This is a genomic window from Tateyamaria sp., assembly GCF_039945315.1.
GTDB lineage: Bacteria > Pseudomonadota > Alphaproteobacteria > Rhodobacterales > Rhodobacteraceae > Tateyamaria.
Genome location: NZ_JBDUXB010000003.1, coordinates 1 through 22,423, shown reverse-complemented (window position 1 = coordinate 22,423; position 22,423 = coordinate 1). Strand labels below are relative to the sequence as shown.

The following is a 22,423-nucleotide window of genomic DNA, read 5'->3' as shown; positions in this document are numbered from 1 at the left end:
CCCCGATGTGCGCCGATACACCTGAATACAAACAGACCCTGAACCTGCCACGCACCGACTTTCCCATGCGTGCGGGCCTGCCCAAACGCGAGCCGGAATGGCTGGAGCGCTGGGCGCGGATTGGGGTCTATGACCGGCTGCGTGAGAAAGAAGGCCGAAAGCCCTTTACTCTGCACGACGGCCCTCCTTACGCCAACGGCAACCTGCATATCGGGCACGCACTGAACAAGACGATCAAGGACATGATTGTCCGATCTCACCAGATGATGGGCTTCGATGCGCGCTACATCCCCGGGTGGGACTGCCACGGTCTGCCCATCGAGTGGAAGATCGAGGAGCAGTACCGCAAAAAAGGTCGCAACAAGGACGACGTTCCGATCAATGAGTTTCGGGGTGAATGTCGCAGCTTTGCCGAAGGCTGGGTCGACATCCAGCGCGAGGAATTCAAGCGGCTTGGGATCACGGGCAACTGGGCAAACCCTTACCTGACCATGGATTTCCATGCCGAACGGGTGATCGCCGAAGAGTTCATGAAGTTCCTGATGAACGGAACTCTCTATCAGGGATCAAAGCCTGTGATGTGGTCGCCCGTTGAGCAAACTGCACTGGCCGAAGCCGAGGTCGAATATCACGACAAGGACAGCTTTACGATCTGGGTGAAGTTCAAGGTCGTCGGTGCAGGGGATGCAACGCTCGACAGTGCGCAAGTGGTGATCTGGACCACGACACCGTGGACCATGCCGTCGAACAAAGCGGTCGTCTACGGCGCCGACATTTCCTACGGCCTGTACGAAGTGACCGGACGGCCCGAGGAATGTTGGGCCAATATCGGTGACCGCTACATCCTCGCCGACAATCTGGCGTCGGACGTGTTGGGACGCGCGCGGCTTGATGACACGATGTACCGTCGTCTTTGCGACGTTACGCAAGATGATCTGGCCAAGATCACCCTCACGCACCCCTTGAACGGAGCTGAGGGGGCCGAAGGCCAATGGGACGACATCCGCGACTTCCGCGCCGCCGACTTTGTGACTGACACCGAAGGGACGGGCTTCGTGCACTGCGCACCATCGCACGGGCTGGAAGAGTACGAACTCTACCGTGACCTCGGCATGCTCGAGCAGGTGATCACGTACAATGTGAACCCGGACGGGCGATTCCGCGATGACCTGCCGTTCTTTGGCGGCAAGGCGATCCTGAAGCCCAACGGGAAAGAAGGGAACGCCAACGCCGCCGTGATCGACAAGCTGGCCGAAGTCGGCGGGCTGCTGGCGCGTGGCAAGATCAAGCACAGCTATCCCCATTCGTGGCGCTCCAAGGCACCGGTGATCTACCGCAACACACCGCAATGGTTTGCCGCCATCGACAAACCGGTGGGCGACGGGCAAGACACCTACGGCACCACCATCCGCGAACGCGCCCTGACCGAGATCGACAACGTCAACTGGACACCTAAATCGGGGCGCAACCGCCTGCACTCGATGATGGAGGCGCGCCCTGACTGGGTGCTCTCGCGCCAACGCGCATGGGGCGTTCCGCTCACCTGCTTCACCAAAAAGGGCGCGCTGCCCACGGATGACGATTTCCTGCTGCGCAACCCGCAGGTCAACCGGCGTATCACATCGACTTTTGAGGCCGAAGGGGCGGATGCGTGGTACGACGAAGGGGCCAAACAACGCTTCCTTGAAGGGATCGTGAACCCAGATGATTACGATCAGGTCACGGACATTCTTGACGTTTGGTTCGACTCCGGCTCGACCCACGCGTTCACCTTGCGCGACCGCGAAGATGGGACCGAAGACGGCATCGCGGATGTATATATGGAAGGCACCGACCAACACCGCGGTTGGTTCCATTCCTCGCTCTTGCAGGCCGTTGGCACTATGGGCCGCGCGCCTTACCGCAATGTTGTGACGCACGGGTTCACGCTGGATGAAAAGGGCATGAAAATGTCCAAATCCATCGGCAACACGATTGTGCCGCAAAAGGTGGTGGACCAGTACGGCGCCGATATCCTACGGCTTTGGGTGGCTCAAACGGACTACACCGCTGACCAGCGGATCGGGCCAGAGATCCTCAAAGGCGTGGCCGACAGCTACCGCCGTTTGCGCAACACGATGCGCTACATGTTGGGTTCGCTGGCGGACTTCACCGAAGCCGACCGGACCGACCCGGCCGATATGCCGGAACTGGAGCAGTGGGTGCTGCACCGGCTGGCTGAACTGGATGTGTCGGTGCGCGAAGGCTACGCCGCCTTTGACTTCCAAAAGGTCCTCTCGGCAGTCTTTAACTTTGCAACAGTGGATTTGTCCGCGTTCTACTTCGATGTGCGCAAAGACGCGCTTTATTGCGATGGCGACACAGCGCGGCGCCGCGCGGCACGCACTGTGCTTGATATTCTGTTCCACAGGCTGACCACATGGCTCGCCCCGATCCTCGTGTTCACGATGGAAGAGGTCTGGCTTGAACGGTTCCCCGGCGACGACAGTTCGGTCCATCTAGTGGACATGCCAGAAACGCCGAACAGCTGGCGCAATGACGAGATCGTTCAAAAATGGAGCGGACTGCGCGGCGCACGGCGTGTCGTGACAGCCGCGCTCGAGGTGCAGCGCACGGAAAAGGTGATCGGTGCATCACTTGAGGCCGCCCCGATTGTGTTCGTGGAAGACGCTGACCTCGCAGCCAAGCTACAATCGGTTCCTTTTGAGGATCTGTGCATCACCTCTCAGATCACCATCACGTCCGATCCGGCCCCGGCAGAGGCGTTTCGCCTGACAGATGTGCCTGGCGTTGCTGTGCTGTTTGAAAAGGCCGAAGGATCAAAATGCGCGCGCTGTTGGAAAGTGTTGCCGGATGTCGGACGGCATGCGCATCTCGGTGTCTGTGGGCGCTGCAACACGGCTCTGGGCTAGGCGGAGGGCACCTCCGCCTTACATACCATCGCTATGGATGACGACACGCGGAGCGGGCAAGGCGATTTGCCTCTCCTAAGTGTCCTGCGTTTTGGCCGCCAAATGGCGCGCGCCGATGGCAGATGTGCGGTGGTTTGAACAAGGCCTCGCAGATGCGGGACATATCGATGCCAATGAAAAACACCAGTGAACGCGCTTGAGGCCAAAGGCCCAATCCGCTTCGGTCTTCCAGTCTCTTCTGATTGAAAGTACCACGGGGAGCCGCGCAAGCGACGGGGCGGAGCCCCTAAAACATGTCGTGGCGAAAGCGGCCTTTGGATCACCGTACGCTGCGTTTATCTGGGCATGTATGCACTGTTTCGGTGTACACGCGGTGCACAGGTTGTGCACACATGGTGCATCGATTGTTTTCGCGTCAATCTCCATGAATATATGGTCAACGGTGCGTGCGAGCCGACCAAACCGACAAATGCGGAACCTCTCAGTAAAAACTCTGCGGATCGATATCTACGGCAAGCCGAATGTCGCCCTTCAGTCGCAGTTGGGACACCCACTGCGCAATGGCGCCCTGCAAGGTCACGCCCTTGCCCGCCTTGACCAGCAGACGCACCCGATGCCGTCCCCTGATCCGGGCGATTGGGGCAGGGGCGGGGCCAAAGACTTGAGCCCCAACTCGGGCCAGCGGTGCAACATTGCGTGCCAGTGCATTGGCCGCATCAAACACTTGCGCGGCGTCCGGCCCGCTTAGGATAATGCCCGCCATACGTCCATAGGGCGGCACACCTGCCGCCTCGCGTTCGGCGGCCTCTGCACGCCAAAACCCTTCCTCATCTCCGGCCAGAATGGCGCGAATGACCGGGTGCTCGGGTTGAAAGGTTTGCAACATCGCCGTGCCGGGCTTTTCAGCCCTCCCGGCCCGACCCGCGACCTGACGCATCAATTGAAATGTGCGCTCTGCGGCGCGTAGGTCAGAGCCTTGCAAGCCAAGGTCCGCATCAATCACCCCAACTAGTGTAAGGTTGGGAAAGTTATGCCCTTTTGCCACCAACTGCGTGCCAATCACGACGTCCGCACCGCCCGCTGCGATCTCTTCGATCTCTGCTTTCAGGGCGCGGGCAGAGCCATACATATCCGAACTCAGGACAGCGACGCGAGCGTCGGGAAACAGTTTGACCGCCTCTTCCCCCAGACGTTCCACGCCAGGGCCTACAGGAGCCATGCGGTCTTCTGCGCCACAGGACGGACACACCGTCGGCATCGGTTTGGTCTCGCCGCACTGGTGGCACATCAACCGCTTCAGGAACCGGTGTTCGACCATGCGCGCATCGCACTGATCACACCCCACCTGATGCCCGCAGGCGCGGCACAAGGTGAGCGGGGCATAGCCACGCCGGTTAAGGAACAGCATCGCCTGCTCGCCAGATTCAAGCCGTTGATCTACCGCCCTTTTCAGCGTGTCCGACACCCACCGGTCTGATGGCAATGTCTCTGCGCGCATGTCGATGGTCTTCATAGTGGGCAAGACTGCTGGGCCAAACCGGGCTTCCAGATCAAGGCGCGTGTATTTGCCGCTTTCGGCATTGGCCCAGCTTTCCAAACTGGGCGTTGCCGACGACAAGACCACCTGCGCGCCCAACAAAGAAGCACGCAGAACCGCCATATCCCGGGCATTATACAACACCCCGTCCTCTTGCTTGTAAGAGGTGTCGTGTTCTTCATCGACGACGATCAGGCCGAGGTTCTGATAGGGTAGAAACAGGGCCGAACGTGCCCCAATCACCAGCTGTGCCTGCCCTTGTCCTATCATGCGCCAGATGCGGCGACGCTCTGTCATGGTCGCGCCCGAATGCCACTCGGCAGGGCGCGCGCCAAACCGAACCTCGACCCGCTTTAAAAACTCAGCCGTCAATGCGATTTCTGGCAGCAGAACAAGGGCTTGTCGCCCAGCGGACAAACAGGCAGCGACAGCTTCCAGGTAGACTTCGGTCTTCCCAGACCCCGTTACCCCACGCAACAGTGTCGTGCCGTATCTGCCCGCACGCACCGCTTCGGCCACATGCGTCGCGGCACGGTCCTGATCCTTGGTGAGCTCCTTGCTGGGCAGGTTTGGGTCAAGCGGCGCAAAGGGCAGGTCTCGTGGGCTGTCCTCTTCGGCTACAGCACCTTGTTTCACCAACCCCTTGATAACCGACGACGTCACACCCGATAGCTCGGCCAACTCTTTCAGAGTAAAAGACAGATCACCGTATTCGGCCAAAAATTCCAAAACACGCCTGCGCGCATCCGTCATCCGGTCTGGTTCATCCGGGCCGCGGCGATACACCTTGCGCATTGACGGGGGATCACCCAATCCCGGCGCTCGTGTGGCAAGGCGCAGCATGGCGGGCATCGGGGTCAGGGTGTAGGCGGCAGCCTTTTCGAGAAAGCTCCGCATTTCTGTGCGCATCGGGGCTACGTCGAGCACCCGCAACACAGATCGCACCTTGGCGTAGTCGTAGTCGCCCTTGCCTGCGCCCCAGACCACCCCCAGGACTTTACGTGGTCCTAGCGGCACCTCGACGAAAGCGCCCAGATGGCACCCGCCTTCAGGCGCTTTGTAATCCAAAGCACGATCCAGCGGCTGTGTCGTCAGCACGGCCACCAACGCCCCTTCGTCAAAAAACGACGGGTTAATCATGTTAGCGCCAACATATGAGGGGTTTCAGCATCACCCGCCATGAGGTAAAGGCATCCTGAGCAAACGCCAAGCCATCAAGAGGGGCCTGAGATGAAATTCTTTGTAGATACCGCCGAGATTGACGCCATCGCCGAGTTGAACGACCTGGGCATGGTCGACGGTGTGACCACCAATCCATCCCTGATCCTGAAATCTGGTCGTGACATTATGGAAGTCACGAAAGAGATTTGTGATCTGGTCGATGGTCCAGTCAGCGCAGAAGTGGTTGCGCTGGAGTCAGACGCGATGATCGCCGAAGGGCGTGAGTTGGCCAAGATTGCTGACAACATCACCGTGAAATTGCCGCTGACATGGGACGGGCTCAAGGCGTGCAAGGTGCTGTCGGGTGAAGGCAAGATGGTCAACGTGACATTGTGCTTTTCCGCCAATCAGGCGCTGCTGGCGGCCAAAGCAGGCGCGACTTTCATCTCTCCCTTTATTGGCCGGTTGGACGACATTCACATTGATGGGATGGAGCTGATCGAAGATATTCGCACCATCTACGACAACTACGGGTATGAAACAGAAATCCTCGCTGCCTCTATCCGGTCTGTAAATCACGTGCAGGATTGCGCGCGGATCGGCGCGGACGTGATCACGGCTCCCCCGGACGTTATCAAGAAGCTGGCAAGCCACCCGCTGACCAATGCTGGTCTTGAGCAGTTTATGAAAGACTGGGCAAAAACGGGCCAGAAAATCCTGTAAAACAGGGTTTTCCGACCCATCCAGACAGCGCATTGCGGGCACGGGGAATTGTCAAGCCCCGGCGACCCGTGTCCGTGAGTGGTCTGGAGCACTGTTGCGGTAGTAAACGTCATATCTACCTTCGGTTGTCTTAAAGCACGGGGAGAAGTTGGACTGCCTTGCCCGTCTTTGACACCGATGAGCAACAGCACGTTCAAAGCACAAAGTTTTTCTTATCAAAGGGCAGATTTTGTCCTGCGTTCGTGTTAGACACGCGCAAAATAAAAATGAGCATGGTATGAGCAGCCAACCCGATATTGATGACGCCTTGCGAGAGGCGATTATTTCCCGTCCCGATGTGATTCTGGACGATAATGATTTGATGCACGCGCTGATTGCAGCCAACGAGAAGTCGATGGGCGGCAACATTGTCGATCTGCGCGGCCTTGCGATGGAACGTTTGGAAGCACGCCTTGATCGGCTTGAGGATACACACCGTTCGGTGATCGCGGCGGCCTACGAAAACCTTGCAGGTACCAACCAAGTGCACCGCGCTATCCTGCGCATGCTCGATCCATTGGAATTTGAACCCTTCCTGCGCGATTTGGGTGGTGAAGTGGCCGAAATTCTTCGCGTGGATGAGATTAGATTGGTTCTCGAGTCGGTTCAAAATGACAATGACCCGGCAATCAAACGAATGGGCGACGTACTGAGCGTGGCCGAACCCGGTTTCATCGATAGCTACCTGTCTCAAGGGCGTGGCGGGGCTGTCCGGCAGGTCACGTTGCGGCAGGTGCAAATTGCCGATCCCGCGATTTACGGCGAGACTGGCGACTGGATCCGCTCGGAGGCGTGTTTGAAACTTGATTTTGGTGACGCGCGCCTGCCCGGATTGTTGGTTCTCGGAGCAGAGGACCCGCATATGTTCGGGCCACAGCAAGGCACCGATCTGCTGGCCTTCTTTACGGGTGTATTTGAACGCGCGATGCGACGCTGGCTGGGATGAGCATGATCTCCCCTGCGGCACGCGATGCACTGGAACAGTTTCTTGCGCATCAGCAGGCGATCAAGGGGGCGGCGCAGAATACGACGGTCGCCTACGGACGCGATGTCACCGAATTTCTTGCCTTCATGACCGAACACTCGGGGCAGACCCAAGGTCTGGGTGCATTGGCGCGGATCAACACGCAAGACATGCGCGCCTGGATGGCGCGGACCCGCAGCGGTGGCGTTGGCCCTCGCTCGCTGGCGCGCAAACTGTCGGCGGTCAAGGCGTTCTATAAATGGCTTAGTATCCGCGAAGGGTTTGAACCGACGGCGGTCCTGTCCACACGCGCTCCGAAATTTACAAAGAAACTGCCCCGTCCAGTCTCCGAAGAGGCCGCGCGCGACCTGCTCGACATCGCGTCTCTGCAGTCGGACAAACCTTGGGTGGGCCTGCGCGACACCGCAGTGCTGACACTTCTGTGGGGCTGTGGTTTGCGGATTTCCGAGGCGCTGGGGCTGAGTGGGCGAGACGCTCCGCTGCCTGACGTGATGCGCATCACCGGCAAGGGCGGCAAGGAGCGGATTGTTCCGGTGATCGATGCTGCACGGCGTGCGGTCGATGCGTATGTCGCCGCCTGTCCATATGATCTGGATACCGAAGGACCACTGTTTCGTGCCATCCGTGGGGGTGCGTTGGCCCCGCGGGCAATCCAAAAGGTGATGGCGCAGGGACGTATGCAACTGGGCCTGCCTGCATCAGCCACGCCTCACGCGATGCGACATAGCTTTGCAACTCACCTTCTGAATGCGGGCGGTGATCTGCGCGCGATACAGGAATTGCTTGGGCATGCCTCTCTGTCCACAACCCAAGCCTATACAGCAGTTGATACCGTCCGGTTGATGGACGTTTACGCCCGCGCCCACCCAAAGGCATGATGTGTTCTATCGCCCTAACTCAAACAGCCGGAGATATTAGCCGATAATGCCGGGTTTGCATTTGCAACCCGCGCGGCGATGGATCATGACAGTTCGATGACCAGACGATTTCGCGCCCTTTGCGTCCACCTTTTCACCGCCACTGGCGCCGTGTTTGCTATGCTCGCCATGCTTGCCGCGGTCGATGCCAAATGGGACCTGATGTTCTTGTGGCTTGTCGTCGCTTTCGTGGTGGACGGGATCGACGGCCCGCTTGCACGCAAATATCACGTCAAAACCCAAGCACCTGAATTCGACGGCGTTTTGCTCGATCTGATCATTGACTACCTGACCTATGTCTTCATCCCCGCGTTTGCCCTGTTCAAGTCCGGACTGATGGATGGTTGGACCGGCTGGGTAGCGATCATATTGATCACCTTTGCGTCCGCCCTCTATTTCGCGGATACGCGCATGAAAACAAAAGATAATTCCTTTTCTGGATTTCCGGGATGTTGGAATATGGTTGTGCTGGTGATCTTTGCTCTTGAGCCGAATTTCTGGGTGTCGCTTGCGCTTGTAAGCGTGTTGGCTGTGGGTATGTTCCTGCCTTTGAAATTTGTGCACCCCGTGCGCACAGAACGTTGGAGGTGGCTGACATTACCGACCGCGCTGGCCTGGACCTTCTTTGCGGGCTGGGCGGCTTGGGTCGGATTTCACCCTGAAAGTTGGGCACACTGGGGCTTGGTGGTCACGTCACTTTACTTGGTGTGTGCCGGTATCGCTCAGCAACTGATCCCGCAGAGCTAAAGCGGACCTCAGATCAGGAACCCGCCCGCGCCTTCATGGCGCAGCAACGCCACCTTTGTCTCGACACCTCCAGCGCCGGAAAACCCTGTCAGACCCTTGGCACCCATCACCCGGTGGCAGGGGATTATGATCGGGATCGGATTGCCTCCGCAAGCCTGCCCCACGACTTGTGCGGGTATGCCCAGCTGTTTTGCGATATCGCCATAGGTGCAGGTATCTCCGAAGGAAATCTGCGACATTGCGGTGCAAACATCCTGCTGCACCTGAGAGCCATTCACATGCAAAGGCAGATCAAACACCTCGCGCGTCCCGGCATCATATTCGGCCAACTGAGCAACTGCTGCGTCTAAAACAGCCGAGCTGTCGGCTCGTCCCGAAACACCCCAGGTCAGTCGTACTATCGCGCCGCCATCTTCGCTGACTGTCAGCGCACCAAATTGGGTTGTGATATCTTTCATTCTCATGGGAATTGTCATGGCGCAGACCGAACCGGTCGCGCAACCCGAAAGCTGCGCCATCGACCTGAGCAGGAGGGGCGCGCTTAATGTGCGTTTTGGTCACTCGCCAGAACGCAACAAAGGGCGTAAAGCAAACCTATGACCCGCTACGTTCCCCTTGCTGAGGCCGGTGATTTGCCAAAATGGCGTCGCCCCAAGGCGCTGTTGTTCTTAATGGCCTTTGCCATGCCGATCGCGTTTTCGGTGTGGGTGGCTTTGTTGAACAACTTCGTGGTTGAAGCGGCAAATTTTGACGGGCGCGACATCGGACTGTTGCATGCGATCCGCGAGATCCCCGGGTTTCTGGCCGTCGGTGTAATCGTCGTGATCATGTTTATGCGCGAACAGGTGCTGGGGTTGATTTCCCTTGTAATGCTAGGCCTTGCCACTGCTGTAACAGCCCAGTTCCCGGAACTGACCGGTATCCTGATCCTGACCTTCATCAGTTCTGTGGGTTTTCACTACTACGAGACTGTGAACCAGTCGTTGCAACTGCAATGGCTGACCAAGGCCGAAGCCCCGCAGATGCTCGGGTGGCTGCTGGCCGCAGGGTCGGTCGCTACGTTCCTCGTTTACTTCGTTATTATGATCCTGTGGGAGCCTTTGGGTCTGACCTACAACACTGTCTACATGGTGGGCGGTGGCGTTACGGCGGCCATCGCCATCTTTGCAATGATCGCTTATCCCCAGTTCGAAGCACCGCATCCGCAACTCAAGACATTTGTGCTGCGCCGTCGCTACTGGCTCTATTATGCGTTGCAGTTCATGTCAGGTGCGCGGCGGCAGATTTTCATGGTCTTTGCAGGTTTCATGATGGTCGAGAAATTTGGGTTTGAGGTGCACGAACTCACTGCACTCTATCTAATCAACCTTGTGGTCAATATTCTGGTCGCTCCCCTCTTGGGCCGCATTGTGGCCCGGTACGGAGAGCACAAAGCCCTCATCTTTGAATACACCGGGCTCGTCCTCGTTTTTCTCGCCTATGGCGGAGTGTATTTTCTGGGTTGGGGGCTGTTTGTGGCTGCCTCGCTCTATGTGGTGGACCACATCTTCTTTGGGCTGGCGTTGGCGCTGAAAACCTATTTTCAAAAGATCGCAGACCCTCAGGATATCGCTCCTACCGCGGCGGTGGCCTTCACGATCAACCACATCGCTGCAGTGAGCCTGCCGCTGCCTCTGGGTTTACTTTGGCTCGTTTCTCCTGGAGCGGTGTTTTTTCTGGCCGCAGGCATGGCGGCCACGTCACTCTGCCTTGCCCTTCTGATCCCACGTCACCCTGAGCCGGGATACGAAACCCGTTTGGCCACACCTCTGCCATCTCCGGCCGAATAGAATGTCCGAGGGGCGTTTTCTGACTGGTTCTACAATGGGGCATGTGGTGCGGATGACGGCCACGGGTGCGTTCGGAATTACCTTTGTCTTTCTAGTGGATGCGGCGAACCTGCTTTGGATTTCGCAATTGGGCCAACCGCAACTGGTGGCCGCCATCGGCTTTGCCTACGCGATCCAGTTCTTTTCCGTTTCTTCTGGCGTTGGGCTGTTGATTGCAGCGACGGCGCTTGTGTCGCGCCGGATCGGGGAGGGGGATCGCGCCGCCGCCCGCCGCCAAGCTGGTGCGGCCATTGCTATTTCATGCACAATTCAAGGTTTCGTGGCCCTGATCGTTGTCCTATTGCGCCACGACCTTGTGGCGTTGGCCGGGGCGAGCGGCGAAACGGCCGCCTTGTCGGCGCGTTATCTGCTGATGACAGTTCCGTCGCTCGTTCCCATGGCCGTCGCAATGGTCGCCTCTGGCGCCTTGCGGGCCGAAGGGCTTGGGGCCAAGGCGATGTATGTGACCCTGTTCTCGGGCACTGTGTTGATGGTGCTCGACCCGATCTTTATCCTTTATTGGGGGATGGGGCTGGACGGAGCAGCATTGGGTCTGGTGCTGTTCCGGTTCTCGCTGATGGGGCTGGCGCTGTTCTTTGCGGCCTATCAGCACGACCTGATCGCGCGGCCCGACTGGGCCGGGGTGGCCGAGACATTCCGCCCCTATATGGCCGTGGCGTTGCCCGCAATCGCCACGCAGATGGCGACCCCCGCGGGCAACTATTTCCTGACCATCGTGATGGCCCCGTTCGGCGATGACGCAGTGGCGGCGTGGGCGGTGGTGGGGCGGCTGACCGTTCTGGCCTTTGGCGGCATATTCGCGCTGTCCGGCGCGATCGGAGGCATCTTTGGACAAAATCTGGGGGCCGGAAATTACGGACGCTTGCGCAGCACCTACCGGGACGCGCTGATCTTTTGTGCCCTCTACACGCTGGTCACATGGGGTGTGTTGCTGCGTGTCACGCCCCTTGTGATTGACGCCTTCGGGCTCAGCGGGCAGGGGGCAGAGGTCTTGCAGGCATTCACCTTTGTGGGGGCGGGCGGGTTCATTCTCCTTGGCGGTCTGTTCGTGTCGAACGCGGCCTTCAACAATCTGGGCAAGCCCGGACGCTCGACCCTGCTGGGGTGGGTCAAGGACGGCGTGCTCAGCTGGCCGCTTGCAGCCCTGTTGGCCGCGAGTTTCGGGGCCACCGGCGTTATTTACGGGCAGGCGGCGGCCGGGGCAATCATGGGTGCACTTGCGGCGTTGTGGGGCTGGCGGTATGTGGCGAGCCTCGGGCCAGAGACGGACGTCTCTCCTCCACTGCCACGCCCGTGGCCCAACGCTGACAGATATCGGAGACGCTGATGCCCACTTGGACCGCCCTCACAACACTCATGGGCAAGACCGACGCCGAACGGTTGGGAGCAGCGCTCGAAGAACTGGAAGAAGAACCCACAGGCGTTGGCGTGTTTGAGGTCGAGGATGGATCAGGTCTTTGGGAGGTAGGCGCATATTTCATGGAGGCTCCGGACGACACTGCGTTGATGCTGTTGGCCAACGCCTTCGGCGCCAAACCTTTTCAGGTGTCTCAGCTGCCCGAAACTGACTGGGTCGCCCATGTGCGCCGCGAATTGGCCCCTGTCGAGGCAGGACGATTTTTCGTCTACGGCAGTCATGATGCCGACAAAGTGCCCGACGACAAATACCCCCTGCTGATCGAGGCGGCGATGGCCTTTGGCACCGGGCATCACGGCACGACGCTCGGCTGTTTGCGCGCCTTGGATCGTCTGGCTGATGGCGGCTTTGTCGCGCAGCGCGCTGTCGACATCGGCTGCGGCACTGCAGTTTTGGCAATGGGGGCCGCCGCGATATGGCCGGCATCCGTTCTGGCCAGCGACATTGATGCACAGGCGGTGGAAGTGGCCGAGGCAAATTTGGCAGCGAACACTATGTCCGACCGTGTAAGCGTTCTTGAGGCGGCTGGGTTCGATCACACGGGCCTTGCCGGGCCTTTTGATCTGATTTTCGCCAATATCCTGAAAGGACCGCTGATCGCGTTGGCGCCAGACTTATCTGCACGTCTCGAATCAGGTGGTTACGCTATTCTGTCGGGGATCCTAAATGAGCAGGCAAACGCTGTGGTTGAAGTTTACACGCAGTGCGGAAACAGTGTTGTTCATCGTGACGTTATTGGTGATTGGACAACTTTGACGTTGCAAAAAAAGCCGTAATTCGCCCTGTGTTTTCAGGGTATTTGCGACGTTTGCCCAGATTTTGCCACAATTCAGATGCATTTTAGACACCTCAACGGTGGGGGCCGTTGTGTGTGTTAACGAGGTTGTCATGCGAGATTCGCAAGCTGATTTTAACAAGCGCCTCTCGGTGCTAGGCCGCAAACATCAGGCCATGTCCCGAGGGTTCACCACTGTTATGCGCCCGGACGGGCTGATTGTTGTCAGACCAAACCGTGCGTTGCGCCGTGGATTTCCGATCAAAGGGCTGCTCGCTCTTGTGCTCGGGTTTTTTGTGTTCAAGGCAATTATGGTCTCATCTTTGAGTGAGATTACCTACAACGAGCGCGTGGCCAAACTTAATCAGGGCGGTGCGTTCGAACAGGGCGGGGCGTGGTTGATGCAGATCGATCCTGTCACGTCGTACCTTGCGGGATTTATCGAACCTTTTATTGAATAGTACTTTTTACTAAGTGAAGCGACGACACCTCAAATAAGAAAGCCGCGAGCCCTGTTCGGGTCTCGCGGCTTTTGCCCTTTTCAGAGCATGCATCGCATTTTGCGCTAGGTTTAGTGGCCGTTTGCCACATCGTCGATATCGCCACGAACGAGGCCGATATCTTCCAGTTCACGGTCCGTCAAAGTGTTCAGCGCTTTGCGTGTTACGCGTGCGTCATTCCATGCGATCACTTGTGCGACCAGATTGAAAACAAACCCTTTGACGTGGCCTGCAACTGGGGCAGTGCCATAAACGGGGCGGGTGGTGTCGAAAGATGCCATTTTGCAGTCCTTTATGTTTGTCAGAGCCGAACCATTCGGCGTTGTGCTGCGCATTTAGGCAGAGTGAGAACGTTCGACAAGGACGATAAAGTCATATGTGCCATGCAAAAAATGCATAGCCGGAAATCAGCGTTAACACACCGTATTATAAGGAGAAATTAAGATAGACTGAGTGTCGATTTCCGACTGTTTGATGGCGTATTTGACCCACTTTTTTGAGATCTGTCGCGACCAGAACAGTGGGATGTCGCAATCAGATGTCGGCTGTTAACCCTTGGCGCATGTTCGCCTTTCGTGCTAACTCTGAAAAAAGCCGTAAGGCGTGCAGAAACGGGCGGTACATCATGCGAATTTTGGGGATTGATCCGGGCTTGCGACATATGGGCTGGGGAATCATTGACGCTGAAGGCCCCAGATTGCGGCATGTGGCGAACGGTATTTGTAACTCGAGCGGGGATGATCTGTCGCTGCGCCTGCTTTCCCTGTTTGACCAGCTCACCGCCGTAATCGCCATGCATGTCCCAGAAGCTGCTGCAGTCGAGCAGACGTTCGTGAACAAAGACGGCGCGGGGACCCTGAAACTGGGTCAGGCGCGTGGGATCGCGATGCTTGCTCCAGCCCGTGCTGGACTCAGCGTTGGAGAATATGCCCCCAACTCGGTTAAAAAGACTGTCGTCGGGGTGGGTCACGCAGACAAACGGCAGGTGGCCCATATGGTCTGCGTACAGCTGCCGGGCGTTCAGATTGCAGGGCCTGATGCAGCCGACGCTTTGGCGATAGCGATCTGCCATGCGCATCACGGCACGGCCAACGCAACCAGCGGGCTGGCTGCGGCTGTCGCAAGGGCACGCGCATGATTGGTAAACTTACAGGGCGGATTGACTATCGGGCGGGTGATCACATCCTGCTGGACGTCGGCGGGGTAGGCTACCTCGTGTACTGTTCGGACCGCACATTGGCGACGCTGCCCGGTGCCGGGCAGTCCTGCGCGCTCTTCACCGACCTGGTGGTGCGCGAAGACCTCATGCAGCTGTTCGGCTTTCCCACTTTGGTGGAAAAGGAATGGCATCGCCTTTTGATGTCGGTGCAGGGCGTCGGGGCCAAGGCATCGCTTGCGATCCTCGGAACGCTTGGCCCGGATGGGGTCAGCCGGGCAATTGCGCTTGGTGATTGGAACGCGGTCAAGGCTGCCAAGGGCATTGGCCCAAAAATCGCGCAGCGCATCGTGCTGGACCTCAAGGACAAGGCTCCCGGTGTCATGGCGATGGGGGGCACTGTGGCCCAAGCGAGCGGAGAGGCACCTGCAAGAGCGTCAGAAGCGGACGTGATTGAACCCATGGCTGTCTCTGCGCCACCGTCTTCTGCCCAAGCCGACGCGTTGTCCGCTCTTGGCAATCTCGGTTACAGCCCCTCGGACGCCGCCGCCGCAGTCGCACAAGCCGCAGGCGAAGCACCGGAGGCGGATATGCCGTCGCTAATCCGCGCAGCGCTCAAGCTGCTGGCACCGAAGGGGTAGCGGATGACCGAAGGATCTGATCCTACCTTGCGCGCTTCTCCTTTGCCCGAAGACGACGCTACAGCATTTGATCGAGCGCTGCGCCCGCAAATGCTCGACGATTTTGTCGGACAGGCAGAAGCACGGGCCAACTTGCGCGTCTTTATCCAGTCCGCTCGCCAGCGCGGCGAGGCGATGGATCATACGCTGTTTCACGGACCTCCCGGTTTGGGTAAAACTACGCTTGCCCAGATCATGGCGCGTGAGTTGGGAGTGAACTTTCGCATGACGTCTGGCCCTGTGTTGGCCCGCGCAGGCGACCTGGCCGCGATCCTCACGAACCTAGAGGCGCGCGATGTCCTGTTTATCGACGAAATCCACCGTCTCAACCCCGTGGTCGAAGAGGTGCTGTATCCTGCACTTGAAGACTTTGAGCTGGACCTTGTGATAGGTGAGGGGCCGGCGGCGCGCACTGTGCGCATTGAATTGCAACCCTTTACGCTTGTGGGTGCGACGACGCGGATGGGGCTGCTGACCACACCGCTGCGCGACCGGTTTGGCATCCCGACACGGCTGCAGTTCTACACCGAAGATGAGCTGTTCACGATTGTTGAGCGCAACGCGCGCAAGTTGGGGGCACCTGCAGACGAGGGCGGTGCACGCGAAATCGCGCGGCGCGCCCGCGGGACGCCCCGTGTAGCGGGGCGATTGTTGCGGCGGGTTGTGGACTTTGCCGTCGTGGACGGGGACGGGCGCGTGACCCAAGAGCTTGCCGATGCCGCATTGACTCGCCTTGGCGTCGATCATCTAGGCCTTGACGGTGCTGACCGTCGGTATCTGACGCTGATGGCCGAACACTATGGCGGCGGTCCCGTCGGTGTTGAAACCCTTAGTGCCGCCCTGAGCGAGAGCCGCGATGCCCTTGAAGAGGTGATCGAGCCCTACCTTTTGCAACAGGGCTTGATCCAACGCACACCGCGGGGCCGGATGCTTGCGGCGCGGGCATGGCGGCATTTGGGTCTGGACGCGCCCAAAACGAACCGAGAATTGTTTGACTGAGGCCTGCATCACATGACCGCTGAAGAGATCGAAGCGCTGTTTGTGCGCGAGAGTGAGGACTATGCCTTTGCCCGTTGGGGCAGGCCGCTGGCACCCGTTGTGTTCGGGGTCGAGGACGAGACGTTGGGAATCATCAAAGGCGCGATCGAGGCGGTGAACCAGCTCGCCGGTACATCCATCAGCGAAACTGATCCTGAGTTGGGGTCAAACTTTATCTGGTTCTTTTTCAAAGAGTGGGATGAACTGCCGGAAGTTCCCGGCATGGATCGGCTGTTGCCTGATCTTGGCCCGCTTGTTTCCCGGCTCAAGGAGGCCGATGCAAACCAATACCGCACATTCCGTTTTGACGAGTTGGGCGCGATCAAGGCCTGTTTTGTCTTTCTTCGGATGGATGCGCATCTGAGCGCTGTGCCTGCTGAAACGCTCGCGCTCAGCCAGGTCGTCCAATCCATGCTTTTGTGGTCTGACCTTGCCTTTCGCGACCGCTCTCCTCTGGCTGTCGCGGGCGAAACGACAGTGTTGCGCCCGGATATCGCGGCGCTGATCCGGGCGGCTTATGATCCGGTGTTGCCGGGTGCTGCAGATGATCCAAGTCATGCATTGCGATTGGCCGCGCGGATTGGGACGCTGTCGTGACAAATCGTTCAACCCGTTACGACACAGACGATATTCGTCTTGACCTTCCAGTTGGCGGAACCCGTATCACGGCCTGAAATCAGGAGGCTGTGATGAAGGTTTGGGCAATCGGGGTTTCGGTGATTGCGGTTTTGATAGCCGGATATCTCATGTGGCCCGCAGAGGTGGACATGTCTTCGCCTTCGGAAAATACAGCCCTTGCAACCGTTGTTTTGCCGGATGAGCTGTCGGATCGAGCAAAGATGGGCAAATCCGCATTCGAGGCCAAATGTACTGTTTGTCATGGCAACAATGCAGTCGGTCAGGCCGGAGTTGCGCCACCTCTTATCCACAAAATCTATGAGCCCTCGCATCATGGAGATGAGGCGTTTCAGCGTGCCGTATCCATGGGCGTGCGTGCGCACCATTGGCCCTTTGGCGATATGCCCCCGGTCACAGGATTGACACGGGCCGATGTAGACATGCTTGTTGCCTATATCCGCGAGGTTCAGCGCGCCAACGGGATCAACTGATTGCAGGACGGACTTCGCGAAAAGGAGAGAAAATTGGAATTCAGATATTTGATAGCAGCCACCTTGGCTCTCGGTGCCACGGCGGCACTGGCCCACACTGGCGTAAAGAACCCTGCCGTAATGGCCCGCATGAACGGGATGAGCGCTATTTCCGACAATGTAGAAGTGCTGGGCACGATGGCTAAAGGGCAGGTTGCCTTTGATGCGGCATCGGCAAAGACGGCAGCACGTGCGATCGCCCGGCACTCAGCTGAGTCGGTCGATCTGTTTGCGGCGCAAGAGACCGATCCGAAGTCAGAGGCTTTGCCCGCCATCTGGGAAAACTTCGACGATTTCACGGCTAAGGCACAGGATATAGAGGCGTTCGCGAACGAATGGTCGGAAAAGATCACGACTTTGGAGGATGTGCGTGCCGGTATGCGCCCTCTTGGCCAGTCATGCAAAGCGTGCCACAGTTTGTATCGAGAGTGATGCCAATCGCCCCGTCAGGTCCATTCGCCTTGACCGTCGACACAATGGCAAAGCTGTAAATCCCAGGGGCGCGGCGAAAAAGAAGGCCGCGGACAATGGCTTTCGAACCAGACTGATGCAATTTATTGATAGCCTTGGCGGTGCAACACTATCGTAGGGCACAATGCCAACCACCAAGAAGGACCGAAATGACCCCGCACCGCTTTACGCTGACTGTCTATTACGAAGACATCTAATTTGTTCACGGTTGTTCATGGTTGTGCAGTAACCGCCTGACATTGTTGCGTTTCTTTCTGGGGCGTGTTCATGGCTGTTCACCCCCAGCCGCCCTTGACCTGCCTTGGTAGCACGCCCTTTCTGCTACCAAGACCGTCAGAAAGGAAACACCGCAATGCTCACAGACCTGCAAATCAAACGCCTGAAACCGACCGACGCGCGCCGCGTGGTGGCCGTGGGCGATGGCCTCTCCATCCGCATCGAACCCTCGGGCCGCAAAAACTGGATCGCGCGTAAGGCGGGCCGCACCCGTGGGCTCGGCATCTACCCTGAAATCAGCCTTGCTGAAGCCCGCAGCCTTGCGGACGCGGCGACCTCCGCCCCACACCAGTTCGGCGCACTCTGGGACCAGTGGTTTGCCGATCAGATCGCCCCGGTTCACAAGCGGCCCGAAAACGCGACCAACCTGCGGCCCCTCTGGGCCTCTCTGGAACGGCGGCGGGTGGACAGCCTCAAGCGGGCGGAACTGGTGGCCCTCCTGCGCGCCCTGCGCGCCCTGCGCGCCCGTGCCCCGTCCCGCGCCATCCGCGCCACGTCCCAGCTTCGGTCAGTCCTGAACTACGCCGTGGGTCTCGGCCTGATTGACGTGTCTCCGCTCTACGGCGTGCCCATGTCCGTGACCGCTGGGAAGCCCAAGAAGCGAACCCGCGTTTTGACCGACGGTGAAATTGACGCCTTGAAGGAAATGGCCGAGCAGGGCGGGGCAGCGGGGGCACACGGGCGCTTTGCTCTGTCCTGTCTGCACCCTCTGCCGTCGTGGTGAGGTGGCACAGGCGCGGCGCTCTTGGGTTGATGGGGATGGCTGCATTTCCCGCCCGAAGCGATGAAGGCGGGACTGGGCTGGGAGGTCTGGCTGTCGGACTTCGCCAAGGCGCAAATCACGCCGTCAAATGACGACCTGCAGTTCAACGTGCGGCCAAAGACCGTTGAAAGCTATCTGAGCCAGCGGGTGCGGGCGGGGTGGACGCTGCACGACCTGCGACGCACCGCTGCGTCACGCATGGCGCAAATGGGCACGCCGCCGCATGTCGTGTCGGCCTGCCTCGCGCATGCCATCGGGTCGATGGCTGACCAGCACTACATGCACGGGGCGTTGTATCAGGACGAACGCCGCGCGGCGCTCAAAGCGTGGGGGGAGTGGTTGTCGGGTCAGGTTGAAAATCAGGAAGACGAGAACGTCAGTACAAAAGACGAACGCGTCACTTTTCCCCGAGCCTTTCGGGCTGCAGAGCAATGCTGCCGACTTGAACCTCACCCCTGACCGATGGCATAGGGGTGTCCCTGTTCAGAAAGGTATCCCTGTGTCCGACGCTCCAATCTCTCCCAACCTGAAACTTATTCACAATGCCCAAACGCATCAGGACGTGCCCCTGCCGGGGTGTGAGCGCGTGCCCGTCTGGTGGGTGGCGAAGGGCGGTGTGCAGCACAATGGCACGACTGTGGGCGTGAAGTTCCGCTGCGCCGGCTGCGGATTTGAGGGCAAAGGCGTCTTTGGTCCAGCACGCGACTTCGCCGTGACCACGTCGTTGGCACTGCAGGAATTTGTCAGTACGGATGAAGCGCGCGATAATTGCTTGGCCTTCGTGTTGCCGGAGGCGGCTGGCGGCTGACGGGACTATCGCGGCTATGGTCTGCACTGCGGTCGTTCAGGCAGAGCGCAGCGAATGACTGCTCTGAGCCCAAAGCGGCCGTTATTATAAACGCGGCGAAAGGCTGCTCCAAGTGCAAATCAGTTATTTCAAATCGCTTCGCAATTCCCGGTTTTCCAACGGCAATGCTTCATTTTAACTTTGCTCGAGCCGGTCGCGCAGTTGTCCAGCCAGCAGGGGCATGATCAATGCAACTCTTGGCGTTCGAGAAAACTCCTTGAGGCAGGCAACCCATACAGGGACCGCCATGTCGGGGACACGACATTCTAAACGACAGAGACGGTCGTCGGCATCGCCAACAATTCTCGGAAGGAGTGCCTTTCCATTGCCCAAGGCCACGAGATGCTGCAGCACCAGAAAGCTGTCAGCGCCACCAGCTGTCTGACTAGGAGGGATGTTGTCTGACATCCATCTTGCAGCCACGGACCCGCTCAAAGCCCCTTCCAGCTTCAACCATTTTCGATTTGGGCTTCCATCGCTGTAAACACCAAATGCCAGGTCGCCTGCGCACGTGCCCATGAGATCTTCTGCCAACGTTTTGGTCGGTCGAACTACGATATCGGCAGATAGGCGGCTGAGATCGTGGTGCACGTTCGCACTTAATAATGTCAATTCAATACTCGGGTAACTGCGAGAAATACGTTCGACGATTGACGGCAAGACCCTTTGGCAAAGGCTGTCGGTGGACGCGATGCTGACGGAGCCGGAGGGCGACTGATCTGCTCCGGCAATCGTCCGTTCTGTGGCGAGGACGGCGTCTCTGACATCGGACAACGCGCGCACAATCGGAATAGCCTCTGGCAATACGCTATAGCCCGATTGAGATCTTTCAAAGACGGGCCTTTGGTAGCGTTCTTCAAAAGCTGCGACCCGGCGCATGACGGTTGCATGTGTGACGCCCAGTTGCGCGGCCGCTGCATTCAATGACCCGTGTTCTGCAACTGCCAGAATATAACGAATGTTATCCCAGTTCGTATTGTTCATAAATTCACAATAAGGAGAAATAAACAGACAATTACAACGATAAACTCTCAAGTTAGGCTAGTAGTGAATCAACAGGGAGATGAAAGATGAAGTCTAAGATCACGCTGGCCATCGCCGGGTTGGTCATTGTCGGTGCGATTGGCACTGCCATTGCTCAAGAAGCGAGTAACCCTGCTGTGAAAGCGCGCAAATCGATTATGCAGCTTTATGCTTTCAACTTGGGCAGTCTTGGCGCAATGGCCAAAGGTGACGTCGAATACGATGCAAAGGCTGCAACAAGTGCTGCAAACAACCTTGTTACACTTACTCAAATCGATCAATCGAGGATGTGGCCTGCAGGGTCTGATAGTTCCGCAGACGCATCAAGCCGTGCCTTGCCGGCAATCTGGCAAAACTTCCCGGATGTGATGGCCAAGGGAGCAGAATTGTCGGAGGCCGTGGTCGTAATGCAAGGCGCAGCTGGTCAGGACCTAGAGTCGCTGAGAGCTGCGATGGGCGGGATTGGCGGTGCTTGCTCCGAATGCCACAAAGCCTACCGCGCACCGAACAATTAATGCCTTCAAGGTCGAACGCCTGCTGAGAGCTGCGTTTGACCGCTGTGCTTGTGAACGCCAATTGGTAAATTTCTGAACCAAGTACTTTGGTCGATGTCCCACTGGCCGGCATCGAACAGGATCTCTCTAGAGGAGAGAGGCTGTTTCGATGCGGACGGGTACACCTAGTCGTGTAAGTCTGCAGTGGAAGGTTGACGTAAAGCTAGCAAAAGGACCAAAGGATGCCCCGTTCTCCCATCCTTACTTCAGCATTGATCGTCGCAAGCATCGGCATGGCAGCCATGGCACAAGACATAACTTTGCCCGAACGCCAAGGGCCACGCCCTGAGACAACCAACGGCGTGCCGCATACTCAAATAGGTGTCGTGCCACGCCAGAATTGTCCGAAGAACTGCTTCGCCGCGTAGATGCGTTCCCCGGTGTCATTCTTGGCGCCACGCGTGTTTCGCTGCCGGGCGCTGTGGGTTTCCGACTGGGCGATAATGTCACTTTGGAACACCCCGAAGTCATCGTCGGAGGTCGCGAATTTGCGCATCTTCATCCAGACGGCAGCCTGCATGCTTCCCTTGCCCCAGAGACCGCAGAGGCGGCGATAACGGCCGGCTGGGCAGTCTCTCACCCTTGGGCAACCCAGCGCGTAGGTTGGGAGGGATTTGTGATGATCTACACGCCGCACTCCGAACAGGAACTCGAAGTCGTCTATGACCTCGTCAAAGCCTCATACACGTTTGTGACCGGCAATCAGATCCCATGAGCGCGGCATCGATGTGAGCCATGAAGCTGTGAGATTTTGGTGGCATCGGTTCGGTCCGATGTTCGCGTCCGAGATCAGAAAACGGCGGATTGCGGGCATGAAATCCAGCAAGTGGCGCTGGCATCTGGACGAGGTATTCGTGAAGATCAA

At 58.3% G+C, this 22,423-nt stretch carries 24 protein-coding genes and 1 pseudogene; 21 read left to right on the top strand and 4 right to left on the bottom strand.

Annotated elements, in window-relative coordinates; translation table 11 throughout:
* Positions 1-5 precede the first annotated feature (5 nt).
* The gene (gene ileS, locus ABJD00_RS00655; protein ID WP_413830096.1) at positions 6-2,912 is read left to right on the top strand and encodes an isoleucine--tRNA ligase; all 2,907 of its coding nucleotides are present in this window, start codon (positions 6-8) and stop codon (positions 2,910-2,912) included.
* Between the two features lie 481 nt (positions 2,913-3,393).
* Here the strand turns inward: ileS and ABJD00_RS00650 are convergent, their stop codons facing one another.
* Positions 3,394-5,589 (bottom strand): primosomal protein N', encoded by a 2,196-nt coding sequence (locus ABJD00_RS00650; RefSeq protein WP_413830094.1) that lies wholly within the window; start codon positions 5,587-5,589, stop codon positions 3,394-3,396.
* Between the two features lie 90 nt (positions 5,590-5,679).
* Between ABJD00_RS00650 and fsa the strand changes: the two genes are divergently transcribed.
* From fsa to ABJD00_RS00630, 4 genes are all read left to right on the top strand, one after another.
* Positions 5,680-6,333, top strand: a complete 654-nt coding sequence (fsa, locus tag ABJD00_RS00645) for a fructose-6-phosphate aldolase (protein ID WP_413830092.1) — start codon at positions 5,680-5,682, stop codon at positions 6,331-6,333.
* 277 nt (positions 6,334-6,610) lie between these two features.
* Positions 6,611-7,318 carry a DUF484 family protein gene (locus ABJD00_RS00640; RefSeq protein WP_413830090.1) on the top strand — a complete coding sequence of 236 codons (708 nt, stop codon included), beginning with the start codon at positions 6,611-6,613 and terminating at the stop codon, positions 7,316-7,318.
* Complete coding sequence (locus tag ABJD00_RS00635; RefSeq protein ID WP_413830088.1) at positions 7,315-8,235, top strand: tyrosine recombinase XerC; 921 nt, start codon at positions 7,315-7,317, stop codon at positions 8,233-8,235. Before ABJD00_RS00640 ends, ABJD00_RS00635 begins: the two co-directional genes overlap by 4 nt.
* A gap of 96 nt (positions 8,236-8,331) precedes the next feature.
* Positions 8,332-9,021, top strand: coding sequence for a CDP-alcohol phosphatidyltransferase family protein (locus ABJD00_RS00630; RefSeq protein ID WP_413830086.1), 690 nt, complete (start codon positions 8,332-8,334; stop codon positions 9,019-9,021).
* Positions 9,022-9,029: 8 nt separating this feature from the next.
* Here the strand turns inward: ABJD00_RS00630 and ABJD00_RS00625 are convergent, their stop codons facing one another.
* The gene (locus tag ABJD00_RS00625; protein WP_413830084.1) at positions 9,030-9,485 is read right to left on the bottom strand and encodes a methylated-DNA--[protein]-cysteine S-methyltransferase; all 456 of its coding nucleotides are present in this window, start codon (positions 9,483-9,485) and stop codon (positions 9,030-9,032) included.
* 132 nt (positions 9,486-9,617) lie between these two features.
* Between ABJD00_RS00625 and ABJD00_RS00620 the strand changes: the two genes are divergently transcribed.
* The 4 genes from ABJD00_RS00620 (at position 9,618) to ABJD00_RS00605 (ending at position 13,563) form a co-directional block, all read left to right on the top strand.
* The gene (locus tag ABJD00_RS00620; protein ID WP_413830082.1) at positions 9,618-10,850 is read left to right on the top strand and encodes an MFS transporter; all 1,233 of its coding nucleotides are present in this window, start codon (positions 9,618-9,620) and stop codon (positions 10,848-10,850) included.
* Between the two features lies 1 nt (position 10,851).
* Positions 10,852-12,237: an MATE family efflux transporter gene (locus tag ABJD00_RS00615; RefSeq protein WP_413830080.1), complete on the top strand. Its 1,386-nt coding sequence runs from the start codon at positions 10,852-10,854 to the stop codon at positions 12,235-12,237.
* Entirely contained in the window at positions 12,237-13,103 is an 867-nt protein-coding gene (locus tag ABJD00_RS00610) for a 50S ribosomal protein L11 methyltransferase (RefSeq protein ID WP_413830078.1), read from the top strand. Before ABJD00_RS00615 ends, ABJD00_RS00610 begins: the two co-directional genes overlap by 1 nt.
* Positions 13,104-13,215: 112 nt before the next feature.
* Entirely contained in the window at positions 13,216-13,563 is a 348-nt protein-coding gene (locus ABJD00_RS00605; RefSeq protein WP_413830076.1) for a hypothetical protein, read from the top strand.
* Positions 13,564-13,673: 110 nt separating this feature from the next.
* On the opposite strand, the gene ABJD00_RS00600 is transcribed toward ABJD00_RS00605, so the two are convergent.
* On the bottom strand, positions 13,674-13,883 hold the full coding sequence (locus ABJD00_RS00600; protein ID WP_413830074.1) for a DUF1127 domain-containing protein: 210 nt from the start codon (positions 13,881-13,883) through the stop codon (positions 13,674-13,676).
* A 344-nt stretch (positions 13,884-14,227) separates the two neighbouring features.
* On the opposite strand from ABJD00_RS00600, the gene ruvC reads away from it, so the two are divergent.
* The 9 genes from ruvC to ABJD00_RS00555 all read left to right on the top strand — a co-directional run bounded on the left by ruvC (position 14,228) and on the right by ABJD00_RS00555 (position 19,942).
* Positions 14,228-14,740, top strand: a complete 513-nt coding sequence (gene ruvC, locus ABJD00_RS00595) for a crossover junction endodeoxyribonuclease RuvC (protein WP_413830072.1) — start codon at positions 14,228-14,230, stop codon at positions 14,738-14,740.
* Positions 14,737-15,399 (top strand): Holliday junction branch migration protein RuvA, encoded by a 663-nt coding sequence (gene ruvA / locus ABJD00_RS00590; protein WP_413830070.1) that lies wholly within the window; start codon positions 14,737-14,739, stop codon positions 15,397-15,399. Before ruvC ends, ruvA begins: the two co-directional genes overlap by 4 nt.
* A gap of 3 nt (positions 15,400-15,402) precedes the next feature.
* A complete protein-coding gene (ruvB, locus tag ABJD00_RS00585; protein ID WP_413830068.1) occupies positions 15,403-16,437 on the top strand; it encodes a Holliday junction branch migration DNA helicase RuvB in 1,035 nt (344 codons plus the stop codon).
* Positions 16,438-16,449: 12 nt separating this feature from the next.
* The gene (locus tag ABJD00_RS00580; protein WP_413830066.1) at positions 16,450-17,073 is read left to right on the top strand and encodes a hypothetical protein; all 624 of its coding nucleotides are present in this window, start codon (positions 16,450-16,452) and stop codon (positions 17,071-17,073) included.
* Positions 17,074-17,165: 92 nt separating this feature from the next.
* Positions 17,166-17,585 (top strand): c-type cytochrome, encoded by a 420-nt coding sequence (locus ABJD00_RS00575; RefSeq protein WP_413830064.1) that lies wholly within the window; start codon positions 17,166-17,168, stop codon positions 17,583-17,585.
* 33 nt (positions 17,586-17,618) lie between these two features.
* Positions 17,619-18,056 carry a c-type cytochrome gene (locus tag ABJD00_RS00570; RefSeq protein WP_413830062.1) on the top strand — a complete coding sequence of 146 codons (438 nt, stop codon included), beginning with the start codon at positions 17,619-17,621 and terminating at the stop codon, positions 18,054-18,056.
* 391 nt (positions 18,057-18,447) lie between these two features.
* A complete protein-coding gene (locus ABJD00_RS00565) occupies positions 18,448-19,095 on the top strand; it encodes an integrase arm-type DNA-binding domain-containing protein (protein ID WP_413830060.1) in 648 nt (215 codons plus the stop codon).
* 60 nt (positions 19,096-19,155) lie between these two features.
* A complete protein-coding gene (locus ABJD00_RS00560) occupies positions 19,156-19,593 on the top strand; it encodes a tyrosine-type recombinase/integrase (RefSeq protein ID WP_413830058.1) in 438 nt (145 codons plus the stop codon).
* A gap of 40 nt (positions 19,594-19,633) precedes the next feature.
* Entirely contained in the window at positions 19,634-19,942 is a 309-nt protein-coding gene (locus tag ABJD00_RS00555) for a hypothetical protein (protein ID WP_413830056.1), read from the top strand.
* Positions 19,943-20,116: 174 nt separating this feature from the next.
* Here the strand turns inward: ABJD00_RS00555 and ABJD00_RS00550 are convergent, their stop codons facing one another.
* Positions 20,117-20,965, bottom strand: a complete 849-nt coding sequence (locus ABJD00_RS00550) for a LysR family transcriptional regulator (RefSeq protein WP_413830054.1) — start codon at positions 20,963-20,965, stop codon at positions 20,117-20,119.
* 86 nt (positions 20,966-21,051) lie between these two features.
* Between ABJD00_RS00550 and ABJD00_RS00545 the strand changes: the two genes are divergently transcribed.
* From ABJD00_RS00545 to ABJD00_RS00535, 3 genes and pseudogenes are all read left to right on the top strand, one after another.
* Positions 21,052-21,519 carry a c-type cytochrome gene (locus tag ABJD00_RS00545; protein ID WP_413830052.1) on the top strand — a complete coding sequence of 156 codons (468 nt, stop codon included), beginning with the start codon at positions 21,052-21,054 and terminating at the stop codon, positions 21,517-21,519.
* A gap of 379 nt (positions 21,520-21,898) precedes the next feature.
* Positions 21,899-22,273, top strand: coding sequence for a luciferase family protein (locus tag ABJD00_RS00540; protein WP_413830050.1), 375 nt, complete (start codon positions 21,899-21,901; stop codon positions 22,271-22,273).
* Positions 22,269-22,423 (top strand): annotated as a pseudogene (locus ABJD00_RS00535) (IS6 family transposase); the annotation flags it as partial. The gene ABJD00_RS00540 and the pseudogene ABJD00_RS00535, both read left to right, overlap by 5 nt.